The 26,517-nt window shown below is 71.8% G+C and carries 23 protein-coding genes and 1 tRNA gene; 14 read left to right on the top strand and 10 right to left on the bottom strand.

Going from position 1 to position 26,517, the window contains the following annotated elements:
- Nucleotides 1-40 precede the first annotated feature (40 nt).
- From moaC to AB0D44_RS18635, 5 genes are all read left to right on the top strand, one after another.
- A complete protein-coding gene (gene moaC, locus AB0D44_RS18655; RefSeq protein ID WP_362591752.1) occupies nucleotides 41-520 on the top strand; it encodes a cyclic pyranopterin monophosphate synthase MoaC in 480 nt (159 codons plus the stop codon).
- A gap of 101 nt (nucleotides 521-621) precedes the next feature.
- Complete coding sequence (locus tag AB0D44_RS18650; RefSeq protein WP_362591819.1) at nucleotides 622-1,146, top strand: MogA/MoaB family molybdenum cofactor biosynthesis protein; 525 nt, start codon at nucleotides 622-624, stop codon at nucleotides 1,144-1,146.
- Nucleotides 1,143-1,772, top strand: coding sequence for a GNAT family protein (locus AB0D44_RS18645; RefSeq protein WP_362591816.1), 630 nt, complete (start codon nucleotides 1,143-1,145; stop codon nucleotides 1,770-1,772). Before AB0D44_RS18650 ends, AB0D44_RS18645 begins: the two co-directional genes overlap by 4 nt.
- Nucleotides 1,773-1,931: 159 nt before the next feature.
- A complete protein-coding gene (locus AB0D44_RS18640) occupies nucleotides 1,932-2,972 on the top strand; it encodes a hypothetical protein (protein ID WP_362591749.1) in 1,041 nt (346 codons plus the stop codon).
- 78 nt (nucleotides 2,973-3,050) lie between these two features.
- Nucleotides 3,051-3,124 (top strand) — tRNA-Ala (locus tag AB0D44_RS18635).
- Nucleotides 3,125-3,158: 34 nt separating this feature from the next.
- Here the strand turns inward: AB0D44_RS18635 and AB0D44_RS18630 are convergent.
- From AB0D44_RS18630 to AB0D44_RS18605, 6 genes are all read right to left on the bottom strand, one after another.
- The gene (locus AB0D44_RS18630; protein WP_362591747.1) at nucleotides 3,159-3,566 is read right to left on the bottom strand and encodes a hypothetical protein; all 408 of its coding nucleotides are present in this window, start codon (nucleotides 3,564-3,566) and stop codon (nucleotides 3,159-3,161) included.
- 937 nt (nucleotides 3,567-4,503) lie between these two features.
- Complete coding sequence (locus AB0D44_RS18625) at nucleotides 4,504-4,815, bottom strand: hypothetical protein (RefSeq protein ID WP_362591744.1); 312 nt, start codon at nucleotides 4,813-4,815, stop codon at nucleotides 4,504-4,506.
- The gene (locus tag AB0D44_RS18620) at nucleotides 4,812-5,954 is read right to left on the bottom strand and encodes a polymorphic toxin type 44 domain-containing protein (protein ID WP_362591741.1); all 1,143 of its coding nucleotides are present in this window, start codon (nucleotides 5,952-5,954) and stop codon (nucleotides 4,812-4,814) included. The genes AB0D44_RS18625 and AB0D44_RS18620 overlap by 4 nt, the downstream gene beginning before the upstream one ends.
- Nucleotides 5,955-5,988: 34 nt before the next feature.
- A complete protein-coding gene (locus tag AB0D44_RS18615; RefSeq protein WP_362591739.1) occupies nucleotides 5,989-6,396 on the bottom strand; it encodes a hypothetical protein in 408 nt (135 codons plus the stop codon).
- Between the two features lie 179 nt (nucleotides 6,397-6,575).
- Nucleotides 6,576-6,977 carry a DUF5958 family protein gene (locus tag AB0D44_RS18610; protein ID WP_362591736.1) on the bottom strand — a complete coding sequence of 134 codons (402 nt, stop codon included), beginning with the start codon at nucleotides 6,975-6,977 and terminating at the stop codon, nucleotides 6,576-6,578.
- Nucleotides 6,978-6,989: 12 nt separating this feature from the next.
- Nucleotides 6,990-7,274, bottom strand: a complete 285-nt coding sequence (locus tag AB0D44_RS18605) for a DUF6461 domain-containing protein (RefSeq protein ID WP_362591734.1) — start codon at nucleotides 7,272-7,274, stop codon at nucleotides 6,990-6,992.
- Nucleotides 7,275-7,468: 194 nt separating this feature from the next.
- Here AB0D44_RS18605 and AB0D44_RS18600 point away from each other — a divergent pair, with 194 nt between their 5' ends.
- Nucleotides 7,469-11,461, top strand: a complete 3,993-nt coding sequence (locus AB0D44_RS18600) for a hypothetical protein (RefSeq protein ID WP_362591731.1) — start codon at nucleotides 7,469-7,471, stop codon at nucleotides 11,459-11,461.
- Between the two features lie 70 nt (nucleotides 11,462-11,531).
- Here AB0D44_RS18600 and AB0D44_RS18595 read toward each other — a convergent pair whose 3' ends face one another.
- A complete protein-coding gene (locus tag AB0D44_RS18595) occupies nucleotides 11,532-12,518 on the bottom strand; it encodes an aldo/keto reductase (RefSeq protein WP_362591728.1) in 987 nt (328 codons plus the stop codon).
- A 107-nt stretch (nucleotides 12,519-12,625) separates the two neighbouring features.
- Here AB0D44_RS18595 and AB0D44_RS18590 point away from each other — a divergent pair, with 107 nt between their 5' ends.
- On the top strand, nucleotides 12,626-13,966 hold the full coding sequence (locus tag AB0D44_RS18590) for a CoA transferase (protein WP_362591725.1): 1,341 nt from the start codon (nucleotides 12,626-12,628) through the stop codon (nucleotides 13,964-13,966).
- Between the two features lie 25 nt (nucleotides 13,967-13,991).
- Here the strand turns inward: AB0D44_RS18590 and AB0D44_RS18585 are convergent, their stop codons facing one another.
- Complete coding sequence (locus AB0D44_RS18585) at nucleotides 13,992-14,495, bottom strand: GNAT family N-acetyltransferase (protein ID WP_362591722.1); 504 nt, start codon at nucleotides 14,493-14,495, stop codon at nucleotides 13,992-13,994.
- Between the two features lie 38 nt (nucleotides 14,496-14,533).
- On the opposite strand from AB0D44_RS18585, the gene AB0D44_RS18580 reads away from it, so the two are divergent.
- The gene (locus tag AB0D44_RS18580; RefSeq protein WP_362591719.1) at nucleotides 14,534-15,337 is read left to right on the top strand and encodes an exodeoxyribonuclease III; all 804 of its coding nucleotides are present in this window, start codon (nucleotides 14,534-14,536) and stop codon (nucleotides 15,335-15,337) included.
- Here the strand turns inward: AB0D44_RS18580 and AB0D44_RS18575 are convergent.
- Entirely contained in the window at nucleotides 15,319-16,005 is a 687-nt protein-coding gene (locus AB0D44_RS18575; RefSeq protein ID WP_362591716.1) for a MerR family transcriptional regulator, read from the bottom strand. The two genes, AB0D44_RS18580 and AB0D44_RS18575, sit on opposite strands and share 19 nt — an antisense overlap.
- A 165-nt stretch (nucleotides 16,006-16,170) precedes the next feature.
- Here AB0D44_RS18575 and AB0D44_RS18570 point away from each other — a divergent pair, with 165 nt between their 5' ends.
- From AB0D44_RS18570 to AB0D44_RS18555, 4 genes are all read left to right on the top strand, one after another.
- Nucleotides 16,171-17,709 carry an NAD(P)/FAD-dependent oxidoreductase gene (locus AB0D44_RS18570; RefSeq protein WP_362591814.1) on the top strand — a complete coding sequence of 513 codons (1,539 nt, stop codon included), beginning with the start codon at nucleotides 16,171-16,173 and terminating at the stop codon, nucleotides 17,707-17,709.
- Nucleotides 17,706-18,626 (top strand): alpha/beta hydrolase, encoded by a 921-nt coding sequence (locus AB0D44_RS18565; RefSeq protein ID WP_362591713.1) that lies wholly within the window; start codon nucleotides 17,706-17,708, stop codon nucleotides 18,624-18,626. The genes AB0D44_RS18570 and AB0D44_RS18565 overlap by 4 nt, the downstream gene beginning before the upstream one ends.
- Nucleotides 18,623-19,507 (top strand): SDR family oxidoreductase, encoded by an 885-nt coding sequence (locus AB0D44_RS18560; protein ID WP_362591710.1) that lies wholly within the window; start codon nucleotides 18,623-18,625, stop codon nucleotides 19,505-19,507. Before AB0D44_RS18565 ends, AB0D44_RS18560 begins: the two co-directional genes overlap by 4 nt.
- A 76-nt stretch (nucleotides 19,508-19,583) precedes the next feature.
- The gene (locus AB0D44_RS18555) at nucleotides 19,584-19,772 is read left to right on the top strand and encodes a hypothetical protein (protein ID WP_362591707.1); all 189 of its coding nucleotides are present in this window, start codon (nucleotides 19,584-19,586) and stop codon (nucleotides 19,770-19,772) included.
- 361 nt (nucleotides 19,773-20,133) lie between these two features.
- Here AB0D44_RS18555 and AB0D44_RS18550 read toward each other — a convergent pair whose 3' ends face one another.
- Nucleotides 20,134-23,397: a S41 family peptidase gene (locus AB0D44_RS18550; RefSeq protein ID WP_362591704.1), complete on the bottom strand. Its 3,264-nt coding sequence runs from the start codon at nucleotides 23,395-23,397 to the stop codon at nucleotides 20,134-20,136.
- A gap of 168 nt (nucleotides 23,398-23,565) precedes the next feature.
- Between AB0D44_RS18550 and AB0D44_RS18545 the strand changes: the two genes are divergently transcribed.
- Complete coding sequence (locus tag AB0D44_RS18545) at nucleotides 23,566-24,156, top strand: TetR/AcrR family transcriptional regulator (RefSeq protein WP_215144686.1); 591 nt, start codon at nucleotides 23,566-23,568, stop codon at nucleotides 24,154-24,156.
- A gap of 130 nt (nucleotides 24,157-24,286) precedes the next feature.
- A complete protein-coding gene (locus tag AB0D44_RS18540) occupies nucleotides 24,287-26,488 on the top strand; it encodes an MMPL family transporter (protein WP_362591701.1) in 2,202 nt (733 codons plus the stop codon).
- Nucleotides 26,489-26,517 lie beyond the last annotated feature (29 nt).

Raw genomic sequence — 26,517 nt, 5'->3', positions numbered from 1 at the left:
ACACAGGCCCCCCGGGGGCCCAGAGCGGAGCGGCACAGCGATGAGTACCGAGAGCAGGCTCACCCACATCGACGAGGCCGGTGCGGCCCGGATGGTCGACGTCTCGGAGAAGGACGTCACCACCCGGACGGCCCGCGCCAGCGGGCGGGTCCTCGTCTCCCCCCGGGTGATCGAGCTGCTGCGCGGCGAGGGCGTCCCCAAGGGCGATGCCCTCGCCACCGCGCGGATCGCCGGGATCATGGGTGCGAAGAAGACCCCCGACCTGATCCCGCTCTGCCATCCGTTGGCCGTCTCGGGCGTGAAGGTCGACCTGAAGGTCGCCGACGACGCCGTCGAGATCCTCGCCACCGTGAAGACGACCGACCGCACGGGCGTCGAGATGGAGGCCCTGACGGCCGTCGCGGTCGCCGGGCTCACGGTGATCGACATGGTGAAGGCCGTCGACAAGGGCGCGGTCATCACGGACGTGCGGGTGGAGGAGAAGACCGGCGGCAAGTCCGGCGACTGGGCGCGCTCGTGAACGCCCCGCGCGGTGGCGAGGTGCACAGCCACAGCCACGGCCCCGGCGACCTGCCGGGGCCCGGACCCGGCGCGCCCGTGGCGCCCGGACCCGCTGCGCCCGTGGCGCCCGGACCCGCTGCCGCGGGCAGGGCGCTGGTGGTCACGGCCTCGAACCGGGCCTCGCAGGGCGTGTACGCGGACAAGGGCGGCCCGCTGTTGGCCGAGGCGCTGGAGAAGCTCGGCTTCGCGGTGGACGGCCCCCGGGTCGTGCCCGACGGGGACCCGGTCGAGGAGGCGCTGCGGGAGGGCGTGGCCGCCGGGTACGACGTCATCCTGACCACCGGCGGGACCGGCATCTCGCCGACCGACCGCACCCCGGACGCCACGGCCCGGGTGCTGGACTACGAGATTCCGGGCATCCCGCAGGCCATCCGCGCCGAAGGGCTGGCGAAGGTGCCGACCGCGGCCCTGTCCCGGGGCCTGGCGGGCGTGGCGGGACACACCCTGATCGTCAACCTGCCGGGTTCGACGGGCGGGGTGCGCGACGGCCTCGCCGTCCTGTCCCGCGTCCTGCCGCACGCCGTGGACCAGATCCGCGGCGGTGACCACCCCAGACCGGCGGAGCCTTCGGGGAGCACGAGCTGAACAGCCCCTCCTGGCCGGTCGTCCTGACGGACGGCGATGTCACGCTCCGGCCGATAAAGCTGCGGGACCACAAGGCGTGGCGCGAGGTCAACCGGCGCAACCGCGAGTGGCTCCGGCCGTGGGAGGCCACGATTCCGCCGCCCGCGCCGTGGGGGCCGGTGATCCAGCGGCCGACGTACCGCCAGATGGTCCGCCATCTGCGGGCGGAGGCGAACGCGGGCCGCATGCTCCCCTTCGTCATCGAGTACCAGGGCCGCCTCGTCGGGCAGCTGACGGTCGCGGGGATCACCTGGGGCTCGATGTGCGCCGGCCACATCGGCTACTGGGTGGACCGCGAGGTCGCGGGCCGGGGCGTGATGCCGACGGCGGTCGCGCTGGCGGTGGACCACTGCTTCCGGAAGGTCGGCCTGCACCGGATCGAGGTGTGCATCCGCCCCGAGAACGGCCCGAGCCGCCGGGTCGTGGAGAAGCTGGGCCTGCGCGAGGAGGGGCTGCGGCCGCGCTATCTGCACATCGACGGGGCCTGGCGCGACCACCTCGTCTACGCGGTCACGGCGGAGGAGGTGCCGGAGGGGCTGCTGCGGCGATGGCACCGGGCACGGCACGCGCAGTCCCCGCCGAAATGAAGAAACGAATATCCGTTCGAATTAAGACCCGCACGGAACCGATTCGCCCATAACCTGATCCGAAGAGTCACAAAAAAAGTCCGTGATATCAGCGAGATCGCGCGACACACCGGCCCAATTGGCCGATCCACCCGCCCGTACCCCTCTACGGTGTGAGGTGTGAGCAGCAGCGGCCTCATCTACGCAGTCATTGTCGGGGCCTGGGCCGCCTACTTGGTGCCCATGTGGCTCCGGAGGCAGGACGAGCTGAACGAAGCCCGTCCGACGGAACGCTTCTCCACTGCCATTCGGCTGCTTTCCGGCCGGGCGGGAATGGAGCGCCGTTACGCCAAGGGACTGCGTGAGCGCGGTGACGAGCAGGCGGATCCCCAGCCCCACGCGGACCCGGACGCCGCGACGGAAACGGTGAATTCCGTGGACGCCGACGCCCGGGCCGTCGTCGTGCCCCCGACCAGGGCGGAGCCGAGACCGGCCGCCGCGGAACGGGAGCAGCGCGCGGAGCGGGCCCGGCGCGAACAGCGCCTCCAGGTCCTCGCACGCCGCCGGCGCACCACCGCCCTCCTGTTCCTCGTCTTCACCCTCGGTGCGGTCGTCGCGGCGGTCGGCGGGCTGCGCTTCCTGTGGGCCCCGGCCGTGCCCGCCCTCCTGCTGAGCGCGTACATCGTGCACCTGCGGGTCCAGGAGCGCCGCCGCTACGAGTTCACGATGGACCGCAGGCGCGCCGAGGCCGCCGCCCGCCAGCTGCGCGAGAGCCGCCCGCGCCGCGCCCACGCCGAAGACACCGCAGGCGCGGGCGCCGACCCGGACCCCGCGCCACCGGTCTCCCCGCAAGAGGCCGGACGGCGCGCACTGGTCGAGCAGACCGACCACGCCGAGTGGGTGGACCAGCAGCGCGAACGCGAACGCGGCCCCGCCCGCGGTGACAGCTGGGAGCCCGTCCCGGTCCCGCTGCCCACGTACGTGACGGCCCCGGTCGCCCCGCGCGCCACCGGTCCGGCGGCCCCGGACGCCTGGAGCGCGACCCGCTCCAGCACGGCCGAGCCGACGGAGCCCCGCCTGCGCGCCCAGCCCGCGGTGCCGGCCCCGAAGACGGAGGCGAAGCCCCCGAGCACCCCGCGCCCGCGCGGCCGCGACCGGGGCCGCACGCCGCTGTTCGACCAGTACGAGGGCGAGGACCGCCCGCGCGCCGCGAACGAGTGATCGGTGACCTGCGCGGACCCTCCCGGATACGCGTTTTGGAGCACCCGCGCGGGGATGCTAATGTTTCACACGTCGCAAGGGCCTGTGGCGCAGTCTGGTAGCGCACCTCGTTCGCATCGAGGGGGTCTGGGGTTCAAATCCCCACAGGTCCACAGACGACAGTTCTTGAGTAGCTCTCAAGAATCGTCACGAGATCCCGTTCAGCCGAGAGGCTGGGCGGGATCTCGGCGTTTCTGGGGTGTGTTCGAGACGGTGTCCGATTGCCCGTCCCGGTTGCCTGGTGGCCGGGATGGGGCTGTGGGTCTCGTGGTCGTAGGCCGTGACCGCGGTGCTGACGCTGGTGAGGACGCTCTGTGTGCCGGTGGTCTGGCGCCAGCTATGAAGGATGGCCAGGTTGACGGAGCAGATCATCAAGGCGAGGAGGATCGCCTGGGCGACGCGTCCGTGCGCGAGTCGCTTGGACGGGTCCGAGATGTCGATCCCGTGGGCCTTGGCGCGGCCGTTGAGCCCTTCGATGTTGGCCCGTTGGGGCTGGTAGACGTCCTGCCAGGTGGGGTGCAGGAAGTGCCGGTCCTGGCGGAACTTGTCGATCATGCCGAGGTCGCCGGGCCGGACGGTGATCGTGGGCCGCTGGCAGATTCTGGGCAGCTCGTCCTTGGGCGGAGGCCGCAGCCGTTCGGCCTGAGGGATGGGGACGGTCGGCTTGGCCGCGAAATGCGCCAGAGTGGATCGCCGCTGGTCAGGTCGACGACGACTGGCTTCTGAGGCGGAACGCGATGGACCTGTTGTAGCGGGGGCAGGCGACAGCCGGAGAAGGCCCGGCAGCCGGGCACTGGTAGCGGATGGCGCCCCGCAGGTCGGCGGATTCCTTGACCTTTGAGGAAGTACGGCTCCCGCTGGGCGATCTGGTCCTGCAGGGCAGGGTGTCGTTGGCGAGGTCGCGTACGGCTTCGTCGCCGAGTCCGGTGGTCGCGTGCGCGAGCGCGTGGGGCATGGCCGGGCAGGCGAGGGAGCCGTCGACGAGGAGGGCTCCCTCGTGGGTGCCCTGGACGCCTCTCTGGTCCTGCTTGTAGTCGAGGGCTACCCGGTGGCCGAGTCTGGGTGTTGCGCCGCGCCAGCTGGACGCGGATCGACCATCCAGCAGACGCCGTCACCGCTGGCCAGTGGGTCATCGGCGAGATCATCGACGTGGACATCCGACGTGGACAGGTTCAGCTGTCACTGAAAGCCCTCTAGGAGAACCCGCTGGTCCCCTTCGCCGACCAGGCGGGCCTTGTCACCAGCGTGCGACGAGATCACCGTACGGATCCTCGAAGTCGACCTCGCACGCCACCGCGTCCCCCTGTCCGCCAGACATCTGCCGCAGGCCGGGGAACGATCTTCCTGAGAGCAGGAAGAGATCGGCAGTGGAGGCAGGCCAGGACGCAGAGGCTGTCCTGTATAGCGGCTGACGAAAGGTCTCGTCGTCCATGCGGTGGGGCGCCCTGGTGCCTGAGGTGCTCGGCGCATCACCGGGTCGGGAGCGGACTCGTCAGCAGCGGTAGCCGTTCGGAACCTGGAGGAGAGCCACGAAGATCCATACCATGACCGCCGCACCGGCTGTGCCGCCCAGGAGGGCGACCGTGAGGTTCCAACGTCCTACGTACCCGATGAGCACCCCCCACCACACCGCCGACATGATCGCGAGCAGGGCTCCGTAGAAGATCAGCGCGAGCCCGTTGGCCGCGCCGTTCACCCCTACATCGCACGCCCGCCAGGCGGCTGCCAGCAGCACCGACCCGAGTACACCGGTGGCCAGGCCGGCCACGGGGGCGACCGCACAGCCCCACTGTCCCCGAGTCACTTCCGGTTCCTGACCTGCGGGACGTTCTCGCCGTTGCGCTGCGCTTGTTCCATCTGGTCCATCGCGTCGTTGATTCCTTGCCGGAGCTGTTCCTCGGTCAGGTTGTCGCCGTATTTGTCGTAGAGGTCGATGCCGATGCGCATCGTGATCTGATCGCCTTGGTCGTCGTCCCCGGTGAGTAGCGTTTCTCCAAGGGAGGCGCCCTTAATCAATGTGTCTGAGTCGAAGCCGGCTGCCCGGCCGACGTATCCGTAGTGGACGTTGGAGTAGATGTCGTAGAAGACTTCGCGGTTCGTTCCGGGCTGCTTGAAGTAGTAGTCGTCAAGCGTTTGGAGGTCGTACCGTTCCTGGAGCTGCGGCTTGTGGTCCCAGTCCTGTCCCGGGGCCACCTTCACGCCCCACATCGTCAGCGCCGCGTTGATGTCGGAACCGTAGTTGCGCCCGAACTCGTACCACTCGGGTTCGTCAAGCAGGGACCGTATCTGCCCGACCGTGTCCGACTTCGCGTTCCGCTTCATCTCATCGAAGATCCACTTTTCGGCGTCGGTGAACTTCTGCTCGCTCCGTGCCGACCCCGTCGGCGGGATGACGGGAGTGGCTGAGGCGTTGAACCCCCCGATGGTGCCGTCGAGGATGTTTCCGTCCACGACCACGGCTTCGAGCGCCTGCCTGACAGCCTTGTCGAGCTCGTCCACTGCCCGCACCGCTGCGGCGATGTGCGCGGTCCAGGACTCCTCCACGCTCTTCAAGTCCGGATCGCGTCGAAGGGTCCGCGCCTGCGCCGGGTCCTGGACCCGTGTGAAGTCGAAGGTGGCGCGTCCCGCCGCCGATACCGCCATGCCCGCGGCCACCGCATCGTCCCGCGCCGATTCGACCTTCTTCTTCAGGTCCGCGAAACCGGTGTGCGCGTCCGTCAGCAGTTTGGCCACCGCTTTCGCTTCGGTCTGCGCGGACTTGTACTCGCGCCGGGTTGTTGCGAACTTCGTGTGCGCCGTTTCCACGCTGAACCCGAGCCAGTTCTGGCCCAGTGTGATCTTCTGGACCGTCTCCCCGTAGCGCTCTTCTACCTTCGACAGGTCACCGGCCATGGATTGCCACTTTTCGGCAGCCGTCGTCAGGACGCTGAGATCGGTCGTCATGACTTCCTGGTATGTCAACACGTGCCCGATCCCCCTACAGTCCCTCGAGCTTGGATTTCTGGCCCACTGCGCGGAGTTGGTCACCCGTGTGCACGTCGTTCTGAATGAATAGGCCCGAGGCCCCTCGCAGGGAGGTCTTTTCGGCGCTCAGGCGTCCCATTAGCATCTTCACCTGTTGGTCCCAGGTCTCCGTCACCTTCTTCAGGCCGGAGGCCGTCTCCCAGCCATCAAAGGTCCGTGCCGCCGCGCTCGTGTTGTCCTTCGCACCGTCCGTGGCCTTCTTGGTGTTGGGCTCCAGCTCCGTCTCGATGGCGTTTGCCGCCGCCGTCTTCTCCGCCGGCGTCGAGCCGAATACGCTCCCGCCTCCCGGAGCCAAGGGGCCAGCCGGTACACCATCCACGCTGTTCAGCCTTGTTCCGGCGCTGTCCGCGTTTCCTGACATGCTCATCCTCCCCTGATCCCCTGGTTTGGATCATAGGCAGCCCCCGCCCCGCAGTGAGAGGTACGGTCAGGGGTGTCCCAAAGCAGCCGTCGGTCGCCCCGGAGCCCTCAAAGTGGATGAAGCACGTCCGTTGTTCAGGGGCCCGTGGCCGTGGCACGCGTCCGACCGGTCGGATCCAATCAGCCGACGACGGGCAGTCTGTGCCACCAGTGACCGCAGCCGCCGACGCAGAAGCGCTCGCGGCGCCGCTCGTCGGCAACCGCGAGGACCGAGATCAGCAGCCGGAACGCCTTTCGGCGTTCGTCGAGAGGCGTGAGGGTGGCGATCTTTCCCAGTTGCTCGTCGATCCGGCCGCGTGAGATCAGTACCGCGGGCGTATGCGTCGGGCGCAGCCCGGCACGGCGGATGCTCTCTGGCGCGTCCTCGGCGACAGCGCGCGCCTGAACACAGTGATGACGTAGGAACAGCAGTACCTCGGACTGGTCTTCCGGGCCGAGGTCGTCGAACCACTCGATGCCTTCGGACGTGGGGCGTAGCCCCTGCGCGAGTTCATTGAGCTGGACGTCCCGTTCGTTCACCATTGCCCCCGGAGATCAGTCTTCGGTGACTCCGCGATAGCCGTTGGGCTCGATCAGGAGCGTCCAGGCACCCACAGTGGTCATGGCAACCAGCTGGCGGTCGCCCTCCTCCAGGTCGTACTGGGCGAAAGCAGCGTCGACGACCGCGGCTATGCCCTGCAGAGGCGCTTCCGGTCGTCCGTCGAGCCGGGACATCAGCTCAGCAGGCGACAGGCCGCGAACCAGGGTGAAGCAGTACGCCTCGGCGATGTCTGGAAAGTCGTTCTCGAACCACGCGTAGTCCGCTCCGGTCTTCGTCATGCTGCCCATCCTTGCCCCTGCGTCTGACATCGGCGGGCCCGGCCGCTGGCAGGGCGGGAAACGCTCTCCGCCGATTCGGGAACCTACTCACGCGTAAACCCCGTGCGTTCCCCCAGGTCGCGGCGGCTAAACTCCGCCTGCCTGCAACTCCCGTGATGGTCACCGGGGTCGGGCCTGCTTGAACTGGGGGGTTCATGAGTTTGCTGCCGATCGGCAGAAGACCGCGGGACAGACGGGGGAGCAGTGCCCGTGCGGGCATCGTCTCCGGGGCGTTGCTGCTCGCCGTCCTGACCGCCTTCACCGGCCAGGCCGGATCCGCTTTCGCCGCGGCGGCGCCACCCGAGGCCGCTGCCTCGCCGCAGGCCGAGCCCGCCGCGCCGGCCGTGGCCGGGCCCAAGGCGCCGCCGAAGGCGGACCCGAAGGCCGACCACGAGGCCGCCGTCCGTGCGCTCGAGAAGAGCGAGGTGGCCGGGGCCTGCCCGGCGGCCCTCGCGCCGCACACGACCGTCACCTGCACGGTCGACCCGTACAAGACCGCCTCCTTCACGCTCGCCCTGCCGCAGCAGAAGGACGTGGTGCTGCTGGAGGTCCTCGCGACGCGCGGACAGGCCTACCCCAAGCTGATCGCGCCGGGCGGCGCGGCGGTGACCTGTGAGGCCGTCACCGCCTACTCGGACGGGGTGCTCCGCTGCCCCACCGGTCAGGCGGGGACGTACACGCTGGAGGTCAGGGACAACAGCGGCATGGAGAACGACATCGCGGTGTCGTACGTCCCGCTGCTCTCCTCCACCGCCTGCAAGGCGGTCGGCGCCGCCGACCGCAAGCTCGGCGCCCCGACCGTGTTCCACGGTGCGCTGGCCGCCGGCTCGGCGGGCGACTGCTACACGCTGGACCTGGCGGCGAACGACGTACTGCGCACGCACGCCTCCACCTACCGGGTGCTGCAGACGGTCTACGACGCCACCGGCAAGGAGGTCTGCACCTCGCGCAACCGCGAGGGCGACACGCTCGACTGCAAGCTCACGGGCATCGCGCCGTACCGGATGTCGGTGCTCCAGGGTTCGGGTGCCGAGCAGACCTACGACGTCACCGTGGCGCGGCTCTCCCAGCCGGAGGGCTGCGCGGTGGTGGAGCCGCAGGCGTTCGGGACCGCTCCGGACCTGAGCTCCACGGCACGCTGCCGCACCCTGCGGGTCTCGCAGGCGGGCGGGTACTCCTTCGAGCCGGTCTCCTCCGGCGCCGTCCCGTACGGCGCGCTGTTCGCCTCCGACGGCACCGCGGTCACCGAATGCGCCCAGGGCACCTGCCAGCTGACCGCTGGTGACCGCACCTGGGTCGTCGACCCGCGCAGCACCGATGCCGGTGCGTTCGGGATGGCCTTCCACTCCGCCAAGGAGACCCGCGGCTGCACCGCGACCCACGACAACGGCCTGGTGGCCGGTCCGGCCGCCGGCACCTTCGGGGCAGCCGGGCAGAGGCTCTGCCTGACGCTTCCGACCGCCACCGGAAAGGGCGTCTACCTGATCAACCGGCCGCCCGCCGAGGGCACGGACGCCACCGCCGTCGTCTACGACGCCGCGGGCACCGAGCAGTGCAAGAACGACGGTCGCTTCTACGCCGTCTGCAAGCTGACCGGCACCGCCCCGTTCCGCACCGTGCTGAGCGGCACCCCGGCCCTGGCCTACGGCCTGGTCGTCCACCGCACCGGCGAGACCGCGGGCTGCACCGCATGGCAGCAGACCGGCTTCGACGGCACCTGGGGCGCCGAGGTCTCGCTGACCCCGGCCGACCGGCTGCGCTGCATGAGCGTGCCGGCGGACCGGCACTCCACCGCGGAGATGCTCGACTACGCCAACCAGGCCAACACGGTGAACGCGTCGGTCCGGCTGGTCGACCCCGCGGGCAACGAGGCCTGCTCCACGGCCGGTTCCACCACCACCATCTGTTCGCTCGCGGCCGGTGTCACCTACACCGCCCCGCTGATCCTCTCGGGCTGGCAGCCGGACACGTACAAGCTGGTCCGGCGTGACGTGTCGGCGACTGCGAAGTGCGCCGCGCCCGCCTCGACGGCAGTCGGCGGCCCCTCGCTCCCGTTCGACCTGACGTCCGCACTCGACGCCCGCTGCGTGCGGGTCACCGGCGCCGCCACGGACAAGATCTGGCTGAGTTCGCGGACCCTCGCGGACTCGCGGTACGCGCCGTCGACGCTGCTGATGGCGGTCGACGCCAACGGCACGTACGTCTGCCGCCAGTGGGGTGTCTCCTGCCGGGTCACCGGTTCCACCTCGTACGTGGCGATCGTGCTGGCCTCCGGCTACAAGGACAAGCCGATCCACACCGACGTGGACACCTGGAAGGTGGGCACGGCGGCCGGCTGGGCGCCGGAGTGCAAGGCCAACCCCCTGTCGGTCAACGGCTTCCCCGCTCGGAGCGGGGTGCTCTCCGAGTCCTCGACGGGCTACTGCGGCGTGGTCGACGTGAAGCCCAACCAGGCCTTCAAGGTCGTCGGCACCAGCAGCTCGACCACCAGCGAGAAGCCGTCCGTGAACCTGCACGGTGCTGCTCAGTGGACGAGCACGAGCCTCGAGTTCCAGTGCAACCAGTCGTGGGGCGTCTTCGGTGCCCGGTGCCTGACCCTCGGGAACGCCGAGGCCGGTCAGGCCGTACTCCTGATGAGCCCCGGTCGCAGTGCCACGCCCGTGGAGTACAGCGTGCAGGGACTGTGCGACTCCGAGTGCGTGTACCCCCAGCCGGGGGCCCTGCCCGCCTCCATCAGCCCCGCGACCGGCGCTGCCGGGACGCAGAACCACGCGGTCGTCCGCGGTACCGGGCTCACCCTGGACACCAAGCTGCATCTGGTGCGCAGTGACACGGGGGGCGACCCGAGGCCGGTCATGAAGGTGGTCTCCGTGAACGCCGACGGCACCGCGCTCGACGTGCTGGTCGACACCAACGGGCTGGTGCCGGGCGCCTACGACGTGGTGCGCGACGGCTACGTGTCCACTCCCGGTGTGCCCTCCCCGGGCTACCTGCCGAAGGCGTACACGGTGACGGCGGCGGCGACCCCGGCGAAGAGCCGGTTCGTGCCGATCACGCCCTCCCGCTTCCTGGACACCCGTGACGGGACCGGGGCGACGAAGGCGCGGGTCGGTCCCGGTGGCGTGGTCACCCTTCAGGTCGCGGGCGTCAAGGGAGTTCCGGCGACCGGGGTGACGGCGGTCGTCATGAACGTGACCGCGGTCCAGCCGACCGAGGCGGGGCACGTGATGGTGTACCCGAACGGGCAGCCCAAGCCCGCCGTGTCGAACCTCAACTTCTCGGCGGGGCAGATCGTGCCCAACCTGGTGACCGTCCCGGTCGTCAACGGGAAGGTGGACCTGCGCAACAACGCCGGGTACGTCGACCTGATCGCGGACGTGACCGGGTACTTCACCGACAAGGCGGCGACCGGCTCGGCCTTCACGCCGATCACGCCGTCGCGGTTCCTGGACACCCGTGACGGCACCGGGGCCGCCAAGGCCCGGGTCGGTGCGGGCGGAGTGGTCACCCTCCAGGTGGCCGGGGTCAAGGGCGTCCCGGCGAGCGGGGTCACCGCGGTCGTCATGAACGTGACCGCCGTGTCCCCGACCGAGGCCGGGCACGTGACCGTCTACCCGAACGGGCAGGCGGCGCCGGGGGTGTCGAACCTCAACTTCACCGCCGGGCAGGTCGTCCCGAACCTCGTCACCGTGCCGGTGGTGAACGGGAAGGTGGACCTGCGCAACAACTCGGGCTCCGTGGACCTGATCGCCGACGTCACCGGCTACTACGCGGCCACCGGGTCGACGTTCTCGGCCGGTTCGCCGGTGCGGCTGCTCGACACCCGTGACGGGACCGGCGCCCGCGCCGGGGCCGTGGGCCAGGGCGGCGTCGTCAGCCTGCAGATTGCAGGGGTCGAGGGCGTACCGCTGAGCGGGGTGAGCGCGGTGGTCCTCAACGTCACCGTCACCCAGCCCACCCAGGACGGGCACCTCATCGTCCAGCCGCACGGGGTCGCACGCCCCAACGTGTCGAACCTCAACTTCCTGGCCGGGCAGACCGTCTCCAACCTGGTGGTGGTCCCGGTCGTGGACGGTCGGGTGACCTTCTACAACAACACCGGATCCGCCCACGTGATCGCCGACCTGAACGGCTGGTTCACCGCCTGACGGACACCCGTACGCACACCGGGGGCCCGCCCGATCCCAGGATCGGACGGGCCCCCGGCCGTGCGCGGGGTCAGTTGACCGCGTCGAGCCGGGCGCGCTGCTCCGGCGTCAGGTCGAGGTCCACCGCCGCGAGGCTCTCCTCCAGCTGCGCCACCGAAGAGGCGCCGACCAGCGGGAGCACCGGGAGGTCCCCGCCCATGAGCCAGGACAGGACCACCTGGTTGACGGTCGCACCCGTCTCGGCGGCCACCTCGCGCACCGCGCGCAGCCGCGGCCCGGTGCCCGCGTGGTCGAAGCCGGGCCCCAGCGGCTTGTCGTCGCGCACGTAGCCGCCCGCGAGCAGCGGGGAGTACGAGACCTGCGTGAGCGACGGGTTGTCCCGGAGGTAGCTGAGCAGGTCGCCGCTGACCAGTCCCTGGTTGCCGTCGGGCGAGCGCAGGCTGGGGATGTCGGTGCGCTGGCGCAGGTAGCTGTGGTGGTGCTGGAGCACCTCGTAGCCCGGCACCCCGGCCGCGGCGGCCAGCGCACGGGCCCGCTCCACGCGCCAGGCCCAGTGGTTGCTGGCGCCGAGCAGGCCGGCCGTGCCGTCCGCGACGACCTCGGCGAAGCCGTGGACGGTCTCCTCCAGCGGGGTGTTCTCGTCCATGATGTGGGCGTACAGCAGGTGGATGCGCTCGATGCCGAGGCGCTCGCGGCTGCGCTCCGCGGACTCGCGGATGACCTTGGCGGACAGACCCTCCACGTCGAGGCTGAAACCACTGGTGGGCCGGTTGGGACGGGCGCCCAGCTTGGTGGCGACGGTGATCCCGTCACCGGCGCCGCGGCTGCGCAGCCAGCGGCCGACCAGTTCCTCGCTCTCGCCGCCCTGGGTGCCGTGCACCCAGAATGCGTAGTTGTTGGAGGTGTCGATGAAGGTGCCGCCGGCTTCCGCGAACCGGTCGAGGATCGCATACGAGGTGGCCTCGTCGACGGTGGTGCCGAAGGTCATGGTGCCGAGGCTCAGCACGCTCACTTCACGGCGCGTTTCGGGCGCCGAGCCGATGACGCGATATTTCACGGTGGTGCCTTTCGAGGACGGGATCCGCACAACCTATCGAAGCCGCCCGGGCGTTGAACGGGCTGGCCGGGGTGGGGAGCCGGGGGCGGGGTGGGTTGAATGGGGCCATGACGATCACGAACGGGCAGGACGGCGCGACGGCGCAGGCATGGGCCGCGCTCGGCGGGGCGCCGGAGTTCGCCGGACGGGTGCGGTACCTCGGCGCGCCGGGGCTGGGACAGGGGCCGCTGCCGGTACGGGAGTTGGCGCGGGCGACGGTCGGAGCGTGCGCGCTGGCCGCGGCGGAGCTGGCCGCGGTACGGGCCGGGGGCGGGGCGGCCGATGCGGATCCGGCCCCTGTGGACGAGGGGGCGGTGGCCACCGCCTTCGTCAGCGAGCGGCACGTGCGGGTGCGGGGGCGCGAGCCGGTGAACTTCGCGCCGCTGTCCGGCTTCTGGCGGGCGGCGGACGGCTGGCTGCGCACCCACGCCAACTATCCGCACCACGAGGCCGCGCTGGTACGGGCCCTGGGTCTGCCGTCCGCGACGCCGCAGGCGCTGCGGGCCGCGGTGGCGGGCCGGACGGCGGTCGAGGTGCAGGAGCGCGTGTACGGCGAGGGCGGGCTCGCGGTCGCCGTGGCGGGCGGGTACGGGGACCCGCGGCCGCTCGTCGAGACCGTACGGCGGTCCGGGGCGCCGGGACGGGCGCTGGGGCGGGCCCCCGCAGGGCTGCCCGCGGCCGGGGTCCGGGTACTGGACCTGACCCGGGTGATCGCGGGGCCGGTCGCGACGCGCACGCTCGGGCTGCTGGGCGCGGACGTGCTCCGGATCGACCCGCCGGGGATGGCGGAGGCGGCCGACACGTACGCGGACACCGGATTCGGCAAGCGGTCGGCGCTGCTGGACCTGGCGGCCGCTGAGGACCGGGCGGTGTTCGAGGGGCTGCTGGCCGAGGCGGACGCGGTGGTGACCGGGTACCGGCCGGGCGCGCTGGACCGGCTCGGGCTCGGGGCGGCGGAGCTGCTGGAGCGGCGGCCGGGGCTGGTGGTGGCCCAGCTGTGCGCCTGGGGCTGGGACGGCCCGTGGGCCGGGAGGCGGGGGTTCGACTCGCTGGTGCAGGCGGGCTACGGGATCGCCGCGCGGTACGCCGGTCCGGACGGCGTGCCGGGGGTGCTGCCGGCGCAGGCGCTGGACCACGGCACGGGCTACCTGGTCGCGGCCGGTGTCCTGCGCGGGCTGGCGGAGGGCGGCGGGTGCGCCCTGCGGTTCTCCCTCGCCGGGACGGCGTCGTGGCTGGTCCGCGAGGTGCCGGCGGCCGGGCCCGGTGCCCCGGGGTACGCGGCGCAGCCGTGGCTGCGCGCGTCGGACTCGGGATACGGGCAGCTGCGCCACGCCGCCAGCCCCTTCGGCGACTGGCCGGCGGGCCCGTCCCGCTGGGGCACGGACCGGGCCGCCTGGCTCCCGCGGTAGGACGGCCTCCGGCGGACGCGGTCCGTCAGGAAGGAAGGTGCAGGGGCTTGGTCATGCAGCGGCTGGAGTCGTGGAAGCGGTAGTGGCCGAACTTCGCGGACGGGGCGTACCCGCAGGACAGGTAGAGGGCGATCGCCTCCGGCTGCTGGTCGCCCGTTTCCAGGACCATCCGGGTACGGCCCGCCGCGCGGGCGTCGTCCTCCAAGGCGGCCAGGATCCGGCGGGCCAGGCCCAGGCCGCGGGCCTCCGGTATGACGTACATGCGCTTGAGCTCGGCGTCGCCGTCCGCGTAGCCCTCGTCGTTCTGGTCCTGGCTGCGCCACCCTCCGCTGGCGACGGGCGCACCGGCGGCGTCGTACGCCAGCAGGTACAGGCCCCGCGGAGGGACGAACATGGCGGGGTCGAGGAAGGTGGCGTCGCCCTCGCCGTCGTTGTACCGCTGCTGGTACTCCAGCTGGACCTGGTCATTGAGCTTGACCGCGTCCGGGTGGTCGTACGGCACTGGCTGGAACTGGATCCCGTGAGACATCGGAACATCGTACGGAACCCTGCCGCTATGGTGCGGGGATGCTCATCGTGACCTCCGTGAACGTGAATGGGATCCGCGCTGCCGCCAAGAAGGGCTTCGGGGCGTGGCTCGAGGGATCCGACGCCGACGTCGTGTGCCTTCAGGAGGTACGGGCCGAGGAAGAACAGATTCCGCAGGAGGTGCGCCGCCCCGAGGGCTGGCACACCGTGTTCGCGCCGGCCGCCGTGAAGGGGCGGGCCGGGGTCGCGCTCTACACCCGGCGCGCGCCCGAGCGGGTGCAGGTGGGGTTCGGGAGCGACGAATTCGACGCGAGCGGGCGGTACCTCGAGATCGACCTGCCCGGAGTGACCGTCGCCAGTCTCTACCTGCCCTCCGGTGAGGCCGGCACCGCGCGGCAGGACGAGAAGTACCGCTTCATGGCGGAGTTCCACCTCTACCTGCAGACGCTGAAGGCGCGGGCCGCCGCGGACGGCCGCGAGGTCGTGGTGTGCGGGGACTGGAACATCTGCCACCGGGAGGCCGACCTCAAGAACTGGAAGACGAACCGCAAGAACGCGGGCTTCCTGCCGGAGGAGCGGGAGTGGCTCGGCACGGTGTACGCGGAGGCCGGATACGTGGACGTCGTGCGCGAGCTGCACCCCGACACCGAGGGTCCGTACTCCTGGTGGTCCTACCGCGGGCGGGCCTTCGACAACGACGCCGGCTGGCGGATCGACCTCCAGGTCGCCACCCCGGGCCTGGCGGCGAAGGCCGTGAAGGCGTTCGTGGAGCGGGCCGAGACGCACCCGGAGCGCTGGTCCGACCACGCGCCGGTGACGGTCGTCTACGAGCTCGGTGTGTGACCGGAGCCGGATGCCAGCAGACGGTCCATCGCCATCGTCAGTTCGGCCTCGACGACGCTCTTGGCCAGCGGGCGCAGGCGCGGGAGGGCGTCCGGCGGGAGGTGGGCCGAGATCAGCTCGGTGAACAGGGCCGCCATCGCGTCCGCGTGCTCGCGGACGCGGCGGCCCGTCTCCAGGACGGCCGCCAGCGGTACGCCCTCGCGCACCAGGGCCGAGGAGACGTCCAGCAGGCGGCGGCTGACGTGCACGATCTCGTCGCCGTCGGTGGCGAGGTAGCCGAGGTCCAGCGAGGCGGCCAGGTTCTCCGGGGTGACCTCCCCCTCGAAGTAGTCGGCCAGCGCCTCGGGGGTCAGCCGCACCGGGGTCTCCTCCGACCAGCCGATGCCGAGCAGCTCGCCGAGCTGGCTGACGTCGCGGCCGTTCTCGAAGGCGGCGGTGAGCTCCGCGATGCCGCCGAGGGTGTGGCCGCGCTCGAGCAGGGCGGCGATGGTGCGCAGCCGGGCCAGGTGGTGGTCGTCGTACCAGGCGATGCGGCCCTCGCGGCGCGGCGGCGGGAGCAGCTTGCGCTCGCGGTAGAAGCGCAGGGTGCGGACCGGGATGCCGGCCGCCTCGGCCAGCTCCTCCGTACGGTATTCGCGCACTGTCGTCCCCGCTTCCCTCTCCACCACGACCGAAGCCTATGGCGTACTGGCGGTAACTTTCCGGGCGCGACCCCTACCCATGGGTACGGGGCTGCTCTACTCTCCCGATTGTGCCAGTGATTGCTGGCAGCGTTGCGGAAGCGGATGCGGATGTGGAAGGCGGCGGGCATGGGCGGGACGGGCGGCGGCGACATCACGAAACGTGAGCACGTACGCGTGGCGGTGATCGGGTCCGGATTCGGCGGACTCGGCGCAGCGGTACGACTGCGGCGCGAGGGGATCACGGACTTCGTCGTACTCGAACGCGCCGACTCGGTCGGCGGCACCTGGCGCGACAACAGCTATCCGGGGTGCGCGTGCGACGTCCCCTCGCACCTGTACTCCTTCTCCTTCGCGCCCAACCCGGACTGGCCCCGGACCTTCTCCGGGCAGCCCGCCATCCGCGCGTACCTGGAGCACGTCGCCGACACCTTCGGGCTGCGCCGGCACATCCGGCTGGGCCACGAGGTCCTGATGATGCGCTGGGACGCGGACGAGCTGCACTGGGAGATCGAGACCTCCGCCGCACGGCTCACCGCCGACGTGGTGGTGTCGGCGACCGGGCCGCTGTCCGACCCCAAGATGCCGGAGGTCCCCGGGCTCGCCGAGTTCCCCGGCAAGGTCTTCCACTCGGCCCGCTGGGACCACGACTACGACCTCGCCGGCAAGCGCGTCGCCATGATCGGTACGGGTGCCTCCGCCATCCAGATCGTGCCCGCCATCGCGCCCGACGTGGAGCGGCTGACCCTCTTCCAGCGGACCCCGCCGTGGGTGATGCCGCGCACCGACCGGGCCATCACCGCTGTGGAGCGCTGGCTGCACCGCCAACTGCCCTTCACCCGGGCGGCGCGCCGCGGGCTGCTGTGGGGCATCCGGGAACTGCAGGTCAGCGCCTTCACCAAGCGGCCCCACCAGCTCGGGCTCATCGAATCGCTGGCCAAGGCCAATATGGCCCGCTCGATCAAGGACCCGACGCTGCGCGCCAAGCTGACGCCCTCCTACCGGATCGGCTGCAAGAGGATCCTGCTCTCGAGCGAGTACTACCCGGCGCTGGCGCGGCCCAACGTGGACCTGGTCGCCTCCGGGCTGAAGGAGATCCGGGGCTCGGTCCTGGTCGCCGCCGACGGGACGGAGACCGAGGCCGACGCGATCGTGTTCGGCACCGGCTTCCACGTCACGGACATGCCGATCGCCGACCGGGTGGTGGGCGCGGAGGGCAGGACCCTCGCGGAGGAGTGGAAGGACGGGATGCAGTCGCTGCGCGGCGCCACCGCGGCCGGCTTCCCCAACTGGATGACGATCATCGGCCCGAACACCGGGCTCGGGAACAGCTCGATGATCCTGATGATCGAGTCGCAGCTCACCTACATGGCCGACTACCTGCGCCAGCTCGGCATGCTGGGCGGGAAGGTGGCACTGGCCGCCCGGCCGTCGGCCGTGAACAAGTGGAACCGGCAGGTCCAGGCCCGGATGGAGCGCACGGTGTGGAACACCGGCGGCTGCACCAGCTGGTACCTCGACGCGCAGGGGCGCAACACCACCGTCTGGCCCGGCACGACCGGCGAGTTCCGCCGCGAGACGCGGACCGTCGACCTGGCGGAGTACGAGGTCGTACGGCTCCGCGAGCACGAGCGGGTCCCGGCCGGGTCGGGCTCGGACGCCGGGGCGGCCGAAGGGGCCGGTGCCGCGTGAGCCGGCTGATGCACGTCACCGCCGGGCCCTACGCCCCGCCCGCCGCGCGCCGCGAGCTCGTCGCCGAATCCGCCGACGGGGCCCGGCTGCACGTCGAGGTCCACGGGGAGGAGGGCGCGCCGGCCGTGGTGCTCGCGCACGGCTGGACCTGCTCCACCGCGTTCTGGGCCGCCCAGATCCGGGACCTGTCGAAGGACCACCGGGTCATCGCCTACGACCAGCGCGGGCACGGCCGCAGCCCCGCCGCCCGGACCCACAGCACCACCGCCCTCGCCGACGACCTCGTCGCGGTGCTGGGGGCCGCCCTCGCCCCCGGGGAACGGGCGGTCGTCGCCGGGCACTCCATGGGCGGCATGACGATCATGGCGGCCGCCGCCCGGCCGGAGTTCACCGAGCACGCCGCGGCCGCGCTGCTGTGCAGCACCGGCAGCGCCCGGCTGGTCGCTCAGGCGCTGGTCCTGCCGCTGCGCCCCGGGTGGGCGCGCACCCGCATCACCGGCGCGGTCCTCGGCTCCCGCGCGCCGCTGGGCCCGGTCACGCCCGTCGCCAAGAAGATCCTCAAGTACGCGACCATGGGCCCCGGTTCCGCCCCCGAGAAGGTCGAGGCGTGCGCCCGTATCGTGCACGCCTGCCCCACCCGGGTCCGCCGCGCCTGGTCCGAGGTGCTGGCCGGGCTGGACCTGGACGCGGACGTGGCCCGGCTGACCGTGCCCACCGCCGTCATCGGCGGCACGGACGACCGGCTCACCCCCGTGGTGCACGCCCGGGGACTCGCCGCTGCGCTGCCCCACTGCGTGGGCCTCACCGAGCTCACCGGCATGGGCCACATGACCCCGATCGAGGCCCCGGAGGCCGTCACCCACGCCCTGCGCGAGCTCGCCTCGCTGTACCTCGACCAGAAGGAGAAGTCGCTGTGAGCGCTCGCAGGAGTCTGGAAGGCCAGGTCGCCGTCGTCACCGGGGCCGCGCGCGGGGTCGGCGAGCTGCTCGCCCGCAAGCTCTCCGCACGGGGCGCGAGGATCGCGCTCGTCGGCCTGGAGCCGCAAGCCCTCAAGGAGGTCTCCGAGCGGCTGCACACCGACAGCGACCACTGGTACGCCGACGTCACCGACCACGTGGCCATGGCCCGGGTCGCGCAGGAGGTCAAGCAGCGCTTCGGCAAGGTCGACATCGTCGTCGCCAACGCGGGCGTCGCGGCCGGTGGACCGTTCGCCGACTCCGACCCCGACGCCTGGCGCCGGGTGATCGAGGTGAACCTCATCGGCGGGGCCGTCACCGCCCGCGCCTTCCTGCCGGTCCTGACCGAGAGCCGCGGCTACTTCCTCCAGATCGCCTCGCTCGCCGCCATCACCCCGGCCCCGATGATGACCGCCTACTGCGCCTCCAAGTCGGGCGTCGAGGCCTTCGCCCACTGCCTGCGCGCCGAAGTCGGCTACAAGGGCGTCAAGGTGGGCGTCGGCTACCTCTCCTGGACCGACACCGACATGGTGCGCGGGGCCGACCGGGACGAGGTCATGCGGGAGCTGCGCCAGCGCCTGCCGTGGCCCTCCAACCGCACGTACCCGCTGGGCCCGGCCGTCGACCGGATCGTGGCGGGCATCGAGCGGCGCTCGGCGCACGTGTACGCGCAGTGGTGGCTGCGCGGCATGCAGGGGGTGCGCGGCTATCTGCCGGGGATCATCGGAGCGGTGGGGCAGCGTGAGATGAAGCGGTTCGAACCGCGGCTGGCCGGGGTGTCCAAGGGGCTCGTGGGCGCCGGCGGGGCGGCGGACGAGCGGGAGCGCACACAGAGTAACTGATCGAAATGCGGCCTTTGTCCGCCCATGCCAATCTGGTCGAGGCCCCACCACCAACACCCCTCATGGAGTGAAAAGCATGGGTATCAAGGACCAGTTCAACGAAAAGGCGCAGGAACTCAAGGGCAAGGCCTCGCAGGCCGCGAAGGGCGTGCAGGACGAGGCGTCCGCGCGCTCCCGGCAGCCGAGGGAGAAGAGGCAGCCGCAGGCCGAGCGGCCGCCGGCCGACAGGACCCGCGACGAGTTCGACGAGAACTGGGACGCCTGACCCGAACGAGCCGAAGGGGGGGGGGGGCGCGCGGGCGCCCCCCCCCCCCCCGCCCCCCCCCCCCCCCGCCCCCCCCCCCCCCCCCCCGCCGCCGCGCAGCGGCCGCCAGCCGGTGGGGGCGGCCCCCCGCCCCCGCGCCCCGCCCCCCCCCCCCCCCCCGGACCTCCAGCCCCCCACGGCCCCCGCCCCCCCGCCCCCCCCCCCGGGGCCCCCCCCCCCCGCCCCCCCCCCTTCCGCATGCCCCGCGTCCGCGTCCCGCCCCCCCGCCGCCCAGTGCAGTCCGTGTTGCGCCCCCCTGTGTTGCGCCCCGCAGTCCGCCCCCGCCGCCCCCCCCCGCAGTCCGCGTTCCGCCCGCCCCGCGCTACGGCCTCGGCGGTAGCTTCGGGCGCCGCAGGTCCGGTACGTCCGTGTAGCCGGGCGGCACCGCGGCCGGGTCCTGCTCCAGCAGTTCCAGCGCCAGGTGCACGGCGTCGTCCAGTTGCGCGTGCCGCCCCTCCGCCCAGTCGAGCGGGGTGCGCAGGATCGCGAGGTCCGGTTCCACCCCGTGGTTCTCCACCGACCAGCCGTACTCCGGGAACCAGGCGGCGTTCATCGGCACCGTGATGACCGTGCCGTCGCCCAGGGTGTGCCGGCCGGTCATGCCGACCACCCCGCCCCAGGTGCGCTGGCCCACCACCGGGCCCAGCCCGAGCAGTTTGATGGCCGCGGTGATCATGTCCCCGTCCGAGGAGGTCGCCTCGTCGGCGAGCGCCACGATCGGACCGCGGGGCGCGTTGGAGGCGTACGAGACCGGCTGGGCGTTGCGGGTCAGGTCCCAGCCGAGGATGGAGCGGGTCAGCTTCTCCACGACCAGCTCGCTGATGTGCCCGCCCGCGTTGCCGCGCACGTCCACGATCAGCGCGGGCCGGGACATCTCCATCCGCAGGTCGCGGTTGAACTGGGCCCAGCCCGAGCCGCCCATGTCGGGGATGTGGAGGTAGCCGCACCGGCCGCCGCTGAGCTCGCGGACCACCGCGCGCCGCTTGGACACCCAGTCCTGGTAGCGCAGCGGCCGTTCGTCGATCAGCGGTACGACGGCCACCCGGCGGGCCCGGCCCTCGCCCTCCGCGGGCTGGAAGGTGAGCTCCACGGTGGTGCCCCCGGCCCCCGACAGCAGGGGGTAGGGGCCGGTCACCGGGTCCACCGGACGCCCGTCCACATGGGTGAGCACGGCGCCCTCCCGGATGCCGGTGCCGGCCAGCGGGGAGCGGGCCTTGGAGTCGGAGGACTCGCCGGGCAGGATCCGGCTGACCACCCACGCCCCGTCCCGCGGCACGAGGTTGGCGCCGAGCAGCCCGATCGCCCGCTGGTAGTGCGGGGGCCCCTCGTTGCGGCGCGCGGGGGCGACGTACGCGTGCGAGGTGCCGAGCTCGCCGAGGACCTCGCGCAGCAGGTCGCCGAACTCGTCGGGCGAGGCGACCCGTTCGACCAGCGGGCGGTACTGGCGCAGTACTCCGTCCCAGTCGATGCCGCACATCTTCGGCTCCCAGAAGTACGCGCGGATGATCCGCCCGGCCTCCTCGTAGGCCTGGCGCCACTCCGCCGCCGGGTCCACCTCGTGCAGGATGCGCCTCAGGTCCAGGTAGACGGTCGAGTCGCTGTCGCCCGACTCGGTGGCCGGGACCGCCCGCAGGTCGCCGTCGTCGTTGATGACGAGCCGGGTGCCGTCGCCGCTGACCGCGAACCAGTCCAGCCCCGAGGCCAGTTCGGTCTTGCGGGCCTTGGTGAGGTCGAAGTGCTCCAGTGTCGGCTTGCCGCTGATGTCCGCCGGGTTGGCGAAGGTCTCGCCGAGCGCGCCCGAGATCGGCCAGCGCAGCCACACCAGTCCGCCGCCGTGCACGGGGTAGAGGGCCGAGTACTTCGACGCGGTCACCGGGAACGGCGTGACCCGGCTCTCCAGGCCCTCCACCTCCACGATCACCGCGCCGTCGCCGGTGTCCTGCTCCCCTTCGCCGGGATCGAGCCCGCCCGCCGCCGGGCGCCCCTCGGCGGACAGGGCGAAGGGCGAGGGGGTCGCCGAGGAGAGCGGGACCAGGTACGGGCGGCAGCCCAGCGGGAAGGACAGGTCGCCGGTGTGCACGTCGTACACCGGGTCGAAGCCGCGCCACGACAGGAAGGCCAGGTAGCGGCCGTCCCGGGTGAAGACAGGATTCTCGTCCTCGAAGCGACCGTTGGTGACGTCCATGACGGTCCTCGCGCCCGGTCCGGAGATCCGGGCCATCTTGATCTGCCGCAGCGAGCGGCCGATGCCCGGGTGCGACCAGGTCAGCCAGGCCCCGTCGGGTGAGAAGGCCAGGTCGGTGACGGGCCCGTTGATGGACCGGACGAGCTCGGTGACCTCACCGTTCGACTCCTCCGTTGCATCGATCAGCAGCAGCCGCCCGTCGTTGGAGGCGACGGCGAGCCGCTCCCCGTCGGGGTCCGACAGGAGCTCGGTCACCCGCCCCAGCTCGCCCGAGGCCAGCCGGCGCGGTTCGCGCTCCCCGGAGGCCCGCGGGAGGTAGGCGATCTCGATGGCGTCCTCGCCCTCGGCGTCGGTCACGTACGCGACCTGCCCGCCGCTGCCGAGCATCTCGGGCAGCCGCACCCGTACGCCCGGTGTGTCGGCGATGGTGCGGGCCGGGCCGTCGCGGTGGGTCAGCCAGTACAGGCTCCCGCGGACGACGACCGCGCTGGCCCGGCCGGTGGCGTCCACGGACAGCGAGTCGACGTGGCTGGCGGCCGGCACCTGGTACGAGCGGCGGCCCGCGCGCGGCCCGCCGAGCCGGACGTCGAGCCGGCGCGGCAGGGCGTCGGGGGCCAGGGACTCCACGAGCCAGATCTCCCCGGCGCACTGGTAGACGATCCGGGTGCCGTCGCTGGAGGCGTGCCGGGCGTAGAACTCCTCGTGGTCGGTGTGCCGGCGCAGGTCGGTGCCGTCGGGCAGGCAGGAGTAGAGGTTGCCGATGCCCTCGTGGTCGGAGAGGAAGGCGATCCGGCCGCCGACGAACATCGGGGAGTCGAGGTGGCCCTCGACGTCCTCCAGCAGCTGGCTGCCGTGCAGCCACAGCCGGCCGGTGGCGCCGCCCCGGTAACGCTTCCAGGCGGCGGGCTCGTGCGGCGGTTTGCCGGTCAGCAGCAGCGTGCGGTGTTCCCCGTCGATGTCGGCGACCTGGATGTCGGAGCAGGGCCCCCAGGGGAGGCGGCCGCCGGGGCTGCCGTCGGTGGGCAGCTTGTAGGCCCACGCGTAGTAGGAGAACGGCTGGCCGTGCGAGGAGACCGCGAGGACGTTGCCGTCCGGGTCCCAGCCGCAGACCCGGGTGTCGGTGGAGCCCCAGTAGCTGAGCTGGCGGGCCGGGCCGCCGTCGACGGGGGCGAGGTGGATTTCGGGGTCGAGACTGCGCCAGGTGGTGAAGGCGATGTGCCTGCCGTCGGGGGAGAAGCGCGGGTGGCTGACCCGGGTCCGGTCGACGGTGATCCGCCAGGCGCGGCCGACCGGAGCTCCAGGGGGAACCAAGGGCGCCAACCAAAGATCGTCCTCGGTGGCGAAGCACAGCAGGTCGTCGTGCAGGTGCGGGAAGCGGAGGTACGCGACGTCGTGACTCACCCCCCAATGCTTTCCGCGCCAGGGGGGCCCGGCAACTCGTACAGGTGATCCATGCCACTCCCGAAACGAAACGGAACGGTTTCGTTTCGTTGGGCACCGGGGTATCGTCGTAGGCGTACGGAACACATTCGTTTCGATAAGAGGCGCGTTCGGGCGGGAGGCACGGAGATGACCGAGGCGATGGCGGCCCGGCGCAGCCGGATCACCCCCGAGCGGGAAGCCGAACTCCACGGAGCGGTCCTGGACCTGCTCCGCGAAGTGGGGTACGAGGCGCTGACCATGGACGCGGTCGCCGCCCGCACCAAGTCCAGCAAGGCCACCCTCTACCGCCAGTGGGGGAGCAAGCCCGAGCTGGTCGCCAAGGCCCTGCGATGCACGCAGCCCGTCTCGCTGCGGGAAATCGACACGGGCAGCCTGCGCACGGACTTCGCGCGCATGGTCGAATGCTCCGACGACGCGCAGATGGCCAAGGACACCGCGCTCATGCGGGGCCTGGCCCACGCCGTCCACGAGAGCCCGGAGCTCCACAAGGCCCTGCGGGACCTGCTGGTCGACCCGGAGATCAACGGTCTCCAGGCGATGCTCCAGCGTGCGGTGGACCGGGGGGAGATCCGCCCGGACTGTCCGGCACTGGACTTCGTACCGCACATGCTCATCGGGGCGTTCATCGCGCTCCCGCTGATCGAGGACCGCCCGGTGGACCGGAACTTCCTCGGCCACTTCATCGACGCCGTGGTCTTCCCCGCCCTCGGCGTCTGAACTCCCCGCTTTCCCCGTCCCCGCTGTACTGCCCGCTGTTCCTGACACGCCGCTCTCGTCGTCGGGCCGGCTCTCCATGCCCTGATCCGCACCGGATCCATCCCACGACCCGAACGGGAGAACCACCGACGTGGCCACCTTCCTCTACCGCCTCGGCCGGGGCGCCTTCCGGCGCCGCGGCCTCGTCGCCCTCATCTGGGTGGCGCTGCTGTTCGCCGCCGGATTCGGCGCGGCATCGGCGTCCGCACCCACCTCAGGTTCCTTCTCCATACCCGGCACGGAGGCCCAGAAGGCCTTCGACGTGCTGGACGAGAAGTTCCCGGGCATGGCCGCCGACGGCGCCACCGCCCGGATCGTCATCAAGGCCCCGGACGGCGCCAAGGTCACCGACCCCGCGCCCAAGGCCCAGGTCGAGAAGATCGTCGAGGACCTGAAGTCCGGTCCGGGCAAGGACCAGATCTCCTCGGTCGCCGACCCGTTCCAGAGCCAGGCCGTGAGCCAGGACGGCTCCACCGCCTACATCAGCACCAAGTACAAGGTCAGCGGCATGGAGCTGACCGACGCGACCCGCGACGCGCTGAAGGAGTCGGGCAAGGGCGCCCAGGCGCAGGGCCTGACCGTCGAGATCGGCGGCGACGCACTGATGACGGCGCCCGAGACCGGCCCGGGTGAGATCGTCGGCATCGTGGTCGCCGCGATCGTCCTCGTCATCACCTTCGGCTCGCTGATCGCGGCCGGTCTGCCGCTGCTGACCGCGCTGATCGGCGTGGGCATCGGCGTCTCCTCCATCACTGCGCTCGCCAACGTGCTGGACCTCGGCAACACCACCGCCACCCTCGCCACGATGATCGGCCTCGCGGTCGGCATCGACTACGCGCTCTTCATCGTCTCCCGCTACCGCGCGGAGCTCGCCGAGGGCCGCGCGCGGGACGAGGCCGCCGGCCGGGCCGCCGGCACTGCCGGGTCCGCCGTCGTCTTCGCCGGTCTGACCGTGGTCATCGCCCTGGTGGGCTTGGCCGTCGTCAACATCCCCATGCTGACCAAGATGGGCTTCGCGGCCGCCGGAACCGTGGTCATCGCGGTGCTGGTCGCCCTCACCCTGGTCCCGGCCATCCTGGGCTTCGCGGGCAAGAAGGTCCTGCCGGCGGGCGAGAAGAGCAAGCTGTTCGGCAAGGGCAAGCCGGCGGGCACCGAGAAGAAGGCCAACGGCGGCACCCGCTGGGCCCGCTTCGTCCTGCGCCGCCCGGTCACGGTCCTGCTGGCCGGTGTGATCGGCCTCGGCGTCATCGCCGTCCCGGCGGGCAAGCTGGAGATGGGCCTGCCGGACGACGGAGCCCAGCCGGTCTCCACCACCCAGCGCAAGGCCTACGACCTGCTGTCCGACGGTTTCGGCCCGGGCTTCAACGGCCCCCTGATGGTGGTCGTCGACGGCGACAGGGCGCTCGCCGACAAGACGGTCGACCGCATCAAGGGCCTGGAGGGCGTGGCCGCGGTCACCCCGCCGACCCCCAACGAGGCCGGCGACGCCGCGGTGATCACCGTCGTCCCGAAGGACCGCCCGTCCTCCACCGCGACGGAGGACCTGGTCCACACGATCCGCGACGGCAGCGGGGACGACGTCCTCGTCACCGGCGCCACCGCGATGAACATCGACTTCTCGCAGAAGATGAACGACGCACTGCTGCCCTACCTGGCGCTCGTGGTCGGCCTCGCCTTCCTGCTGCTGATGCTGGTGTTCCGCTCGATCCTGGTCCCGCTCAAGGCGGCCCTCGGCTTCCTGCTCTCGGTGGTCGCCGCTCTCGGCGCGGTCGTCGCGGTCTTCCAGTGGGGCTGGCTCGGCTCGCTCTTCGGCGTGGAGCAGACCGGCCCGATCATGTCGATGATGCCGATCTTCATGGTGGGCGTGGTCTTCGGTCTGGCCATGGACTACGAGGTGTTCCTCGTCACCCGCATGCGCGAGGCGTACGTCCACGGCGAGCGCCCGGGTCAGGCCGTGGTGACCGGCTTCCAGTACAGCGCGCGGGTGGTCGTCGCCGCCGCCGTCATCATGATCGCGGTGTTCGCGGGCTTCATCGGAGCCACTGAGCAGATGGTCAAGATGATCGGCTTCGGTCTGGCCGTCGCCGTCTTCTTCGACGCCTTCGTGGTCCGGATGGCCATCGTCCCGGCGGTGCTCGCCCTGCTCGGGCACAAGGCCTGGTGGCTGCCGCGCTGGCTGGACCGGCTCCTGCCGAACGTCGACGTGGAGGGCGAGAGCCTGCGCAAGCACCTCGCCGGGGCGTCGGATTCCCCGGAGGGGCCGGACAAGGACCGCGAGCTGGTCAACGCCTGACCGGCCCGCCCACGGCCGATACGCCGGCC

Origin of the sequence: Streptomyces sp. NPDC048349, from assembly GCF_040651925.1 — a bacterium.
Lineage (GTDB): Bacteria > Actinomycetota > Actinomycetes > Streptomycetales > Streptomycetaceae > Streptomyces.
Note: the sequence above shows the minus strand (reverse complement) of the source record. Positions and strands in the feature narration are given on the sequence as shown.

Excerpts from the sequence above, each read along its gene's own strand:
- moaC (WP_362591752.1), top strand. The coding sequence starts at position 41 with ATGAGTACCGAGAGCAGGCTCACCCACATCGACGAGGCCGGTGCGGCC.
- AB0D44_RS18630 (WP_362591747.1), bottom strand. The coding sequence starts at position 3,566 with ATGATCGACAAGTTCCGCCAGGACCGGCACTTCCTGCACCCCACCTGG.
- AB0D44_RS18620 (WP_362591741.1), bottom strand. The coding sequence starts at position 5,954 with ATGACGACCGATCTCAGCGTCCTGACGACGGCTGCCGAAAAGTGGCAA.
- AB0D44_RS18615 (WP_362591739.1), bottom strand. The coding sequence starts at position 6,396 with ATGTCAGGAAACGCGGACAGCGCCGGAACAAGGCTGAACAGCGTGGAT.
- AB0D44_RS18610 (WP_362591736.1), bottom strand. The coding sequence starts at position 6,977 with ATGGTGAACGAACGGGACGTCCAGCTCAATGAACTCGCGCAGGGGCTA.
- AB0D44_RS18605 (WP_362591734.1), bottom strand. The coding sequence starts at position 7,274 with ATGACGAAGACCGGAGCGGACTACGCGTGGTTCGAGAACGACTTTCCA.
- AB0D44_RS18600 (WP_362591731.1), top strand. The coding sequence starts at position 7,469 with ATGAGTTTGCTGCCGATCGGCAGAAGACCGCGGGACAGACGGGGGAGC.
- AB0D44_RS18590 (WP_362591725.1), top strand. The coding sequence starts at position 12,626 with ATGACGATCACGAACGGGCAGGACGGCGCGACGGCGCAGGCATGGGCC.
- AB0D44_RS18585 (WP_362591722.1), bottom strand. The coding sequence starts at position 14,495 with ATGTCTCACGGGATCCAGTTCCAGCCAGTGCCGTACGACCACCCGGAC.
- AB0D44_RS18580 (WP_362591719.1), top strand. The coding sequence starts at position 14,534 with ATGCTCATCGTGACCTCCGTGAACGTGAATGGGATCCGCGCTGCCGCC.
- AB0D44_RS18555 (WP_362591707.1), top strand. The coding sequence starts at position 19,584 with ATGGGTATCAAGGACCAGTTCAACGAAAAGGCGCAGGAACTCAAGGGC.
- AB0D44_RS18545 (WP_215144686.1), top strand. The coding sequence starts at position 23,566 with ATGACCGAGGCGATGGCGGCCCGGCGCAGCCGGATCACCCCCGAGCGG.